Consider the following 4,181-nt stretch of genomic DNA (forward strand, 5'->3'; position numbering starts at 1 on the left):
AAAAAAGCGCTTGACAGGCCTAGATGATTTAGCTACATTAGATAAGCGCGGTGAGGGGAAGCGACGCGAAAGCGGAGCGAACCGAGTTGCGAGTCGAACCAAGAAAAGAGAATAGTTTGAAAGCCAGAATAGCACTTAAACCTCGTCAAGGAAAGAGTGTTTAGGGAGAAATCCTTAAAAGATAGATTAAACCGGAGACTGAGAAGTTTCTGGAGCCAAAGACAGATTCTAAGTGAATCACATCATGGAGAGTTTGATCCTGGCTCAGGATGAACGCTGGCGGTATGCTTAACACATGCAAGTCGAACGGAGTCCTTCGGGACTTAGTGGCGGACGGGTGAGTAACGCGTGAGAATCTACCTTCAGGTTGGGGACAACGGCTGGAAACGGTCGCTAATACCCGATATGCCGAGAGGTGAAAGGCTTGCTGCCTGAAGAAGAGCTCGCGTCTGATTAGCTAGTTGGAGTGGTAACGGCACACCAAGGCAACGATCAGTAGCTGGTCTGAGAGGATGATCAGCCACACTGGGACTGAGACACGGCCCAGACTCCTACGGGAGGCAGCAGTGGGGAATTTTCCGCAATGGGCGAAAGCCTGACGGAGCAATACCGCGTGAGGGAGGAAGGCTTTTGGGTTGTAAACCTCTTTTGATTGGGAAGAAGATCTGACGGTACCAATCGAATCAGCATCGGCTAACTCCGTGCCAGCAGCCGCGGTAATACGGAGGATGCAAGCGTTATCCGGATTTATTGGGCGTAAAGCGTCCGCAGGTGGCTGGTCAAGTCTGCTGTCAAAGCGCGGGGCTTAACTCCGTAAAGGCGGTGGAAACTGGTCAGCTAGAGTCTGGTAGGGGTTGCGGGAATTCCCAGTGTAGCGGTGAAATGCGTAGATATTGGGAAGAACACCGGCGGCGAAAGCGCGCAACTGGACCGGAACTGACACTCATGGACGAAAGCTAGGGGAGCGAAAGGGATTAGATACCCCTGTAGTCCTAGCCGTAAACGATGGATACTAGGTGTTGCCCGTATCGACCCGGGCAGTGCCGTAGCTAACGCGTTAAGTATCCCGCCTGGGGAGTACGCACGCAAGTGTGAAACTCAAAGGAATTGACGGGGGCCCGCACAAGCGGTGGAGTATGTGGTTTAATTCGATGCAACGCGAAGAACCTTACCAGGGCTTGACATGTCGCGAATCCCCTTGAAAGGGGGGAGTGCCTTCGGGAGCGCGAACACAGGTGGTGCATGGCTGTCGTCAGCTCGTGTCGTGAGATGTTGGGTTAAGTCCCGCAACGAGCGCAACCCTCGTTTCTAGTTGCCATCATTAAGTTGGGCACTCTGGAGAGACTGCCGGTGACAAACCGGAGGAAGGTGGGGATGACGTCAAGTCAGCATGCCCCTTACGTCCTGGGCTACACACGTACTACAATGCTGTGGACAAAGAGCAGCCAACCGGCGACGGTGCGCTAATCTCATAAACCACGGCTCAGTTCAGATTGCAGGCTGCAACTCGCCTGCATGAAGGCGGAATCGCTAGTAATCGCAGGTCAGCATACTGCGGTGAATACGTTCCCGGGCCTTGTACACACCGCCCGTCACACCATGGGAGTTGGCCACGCCCGAAGTCGTTACTCCAACCGCTTGCGGAGGAGGACGCCGAAGGCAGGGCTGATGACTGGGGTGAAGTCGTAACAAGGTAGCCGTACCGGAAGGTGTGGCTGGATCACCTCCTTTTAGGGAGACCTACCCACTCTAAATCTGAAAGCACAATGTAATTAGGATAGAGTTGGTCATCCCAAGGTCGTTCGAGGATTGAGTGTTGGCTTTCAAACTAGCTTGGTTCGGAAATGGGCTATTAGCTCAGGTGGTTAGAGCGCACCCCTGATAAGGGTGAGGTCCCTGGTTCGAGTCCAGGATGGCCCACCTTGGGGGTTTAGCTCAGTTGGTAGAGCGCCTGCTTTGCAAGCAGGATGTCAGCGGTTCGAGTCCGCTAACCTCCACTGAGAGCGAGAGCTTTCAATTAAAAAAGCGATTTCAGCAACTAGTCTAGGTAAGCAACTGTGCTTAGTTAGATAGCCTGCTGGAGTTAATACCAGCCAGAACCTTGAAAACTGCATAGAACTTGTCAGGTAGAAGATGTCATGGTCAAATGTCATTGGTTACTTGTAATGAGTTAATCCTCAGAAACAAAGGGCAAATGACAAAAGGCAAATGACCTTTACAGACACCAATGAACTTGTTAAGTGGTCAAGCTAATAAGGGCTAACGGTGGATACCTAGGCACACAGAGGCGAAGAAGGACGCGGTTACCGGCGATATGCCCCGGGGAGTTGGAAGCGAGCATTGATCCGGGGGTTTCCGAATGGGGCAACCCTAAATACTACCCACTGAATCCATAGGTGGGAAAGAGCGAACGCAGTGAACTGAAACATCTTAGTAGCTGTAGGAAGAGAAAACAAACGTGATTCCCTTAGTAGCGGCGAGCGAAGCGGGAAGAGCCTAAACCAGAGTGCATGCATTCTGGGGTTGTGGGACAGCGACATGGAATCGAGCGACTAGACGAAGCATTGGGAAGATGCACCAGAGAAAGTGAAAGTCTTGTAGTCGAAAGTTTAACGATACTAGCTGAATCCCGAGTAGCCTGGAGCACGTGAAATTCCGGGTGAATCAGCGAGGACCACCTCGTAAGGCTAAATACTCCTGTGTGACCGATAGTGAACCAGTACCGCGAGGGAACGGTGAAAAGAACCCCGGGAGGGGAGTGAAATAGAACATGAAACCGTTAGCCTACAAGCAGTCGAAGCCCGATTAAACGGGTGACGGCGTGCCTGTTGAAGAATGAGCCGGCGACTTATAGGCACTGGCAGATTAAGGCGGGAATGCCGAAGTCAAAGCGAAAGCGAGTCTGAATAGGGCGATAGTCAGTGTTTATAGACCCGAACCCGGGTGATCTAACCATGTCCAGGATGAAGCTTGGGTAACACCAAGTGGAGGTCCGAACCGACCAATGTTGAAAAATTGGCGGATGAGGTGTGGTTAGGGGTGAAATGCCAATCGAACCCGGAGCTAGCTGGTTCTCCCCGAAATGTGTTGAGGCGCAGCGGTTGACGTTATAGCTGGGGGGTAAAGCACTGATTCGGTGCGGGCTGGGAGACCGGTACCAAATCGAGTCAAACTCTGAATACCCAGTGCATAGTCAGCCAGTGAGACGGTGGGGGATAAGCTTCATCGTCAAGAGGGAAACAGCCCAGACCACCAGCTAAGGTCCCCAAATCACGGCTAAGTGATAAAGGAGGTGGAATTGCAGAGACAACCAGGAGGTTTGCCTAGAAGCAGCCATCCTTAAAAGAGTGCGTAATAGCTCACTGGTCAAGCGATTCTGCGCCGAAAATGAACGGGGCTAAGCCGTGTACCGAAGCTGTGGGATATGTTTACATATCGGTAGGGGAGCGTTCTGTTGTAGTGAGAAGCATTAGCGAAAGCAGGTGTGGACGAAGCAGAAGTGAGAATGTCGGCTTGAGTAGCGCAAACATTGGTGAGAATCCAATGCCCTGAAATCCCAAGGTTTCCTCCGGAAGGCTCGTCCGCGGAGGGTTAGTCGGGACCTAAGGCGAGGTCGAAAGACGTAGTCGATGGACAATCGGTTAATATTCCGATACCGATTTTGGATTGTGGCGGGGGACGGAGAAGGCTAACACAGCCGGAAGTTGGTTACCGGTTCAAGCGTTCAAGGTGATGAGGAGCGGTGAAAACGTTCTGAGCTGAGGCGTGAGTACGAGGGTCTACGGACTCGAAGTGTGTGATGTCAAGCTTCCAAGAAAAGCCCGAACCACGTTAATCCAAGATTGCCCGTACCCTAAACCGACACAGGTGGGAAGGTTGAGAATACCAAAGGGCGCGAGATAACTCTCTCTAAGGAACTCGGCAAAATGGCCCCGTAACTTCGGGAGAAGGGGTGCCACCGCAAGGTGGTCGCAGTGAAGAGTCCCAGGCGACTGTTTACCAAAAACACAGGTCTCCGCAAAGTCGTAAGACGAGGTATGGGGGCTGACGCCTGCCCAGTGCCGGAAGGTTAAGGAAGTCGGTCAGCGCAAGCGAAGCTGGCGACCGAAGCCCCGGTGAACGGCGGCCGTAACTATAACGGTCCTAAGGTAGCGAAATTCCTTGTCGGGTAAGTTCCGACC

2 tRNA genes and 2 rRNA genes are annotated in these 4,181 nt (G+C 52.6%); all 4 read left to right on the top strand.

Going from position 1 to position 4,181, the window contains the following annotated elements:
• Nucleotides 1-241 precede the first annotated feature (241 nt).
• A 16S ribosomal RNA gene (locus AC1S52_RS00130) occupies nucleotides 242-1,731 on the top strand.
• Nucleotides 1,732-1,846: 115 nt separating this feature from the next.
• Nucleotides 1,847-1,920, top strand: a tRNA-Ile gene (locus tag AC1S52_RS00135).
• Nucleotides 1,921-1,924: 4 nt separating this feature from the next.
• Nucleotides 1,925-1,997 (top strand) — tRNA-Ala (locus AC1S52_RS00140).
• Nucleotides 1,998-2,242: 245 nt separating this feature from the next.
• Nucleotides 2,243-4,181: ribosomal RNA gene (locus tag AC1S52_RS00145) — 23S ribosomal RNA — on the top strand; the annotation flags it as partial.

It is taken from the genome of Kovacikia sp. CALU 1929 (assembly GCF_056784235.1).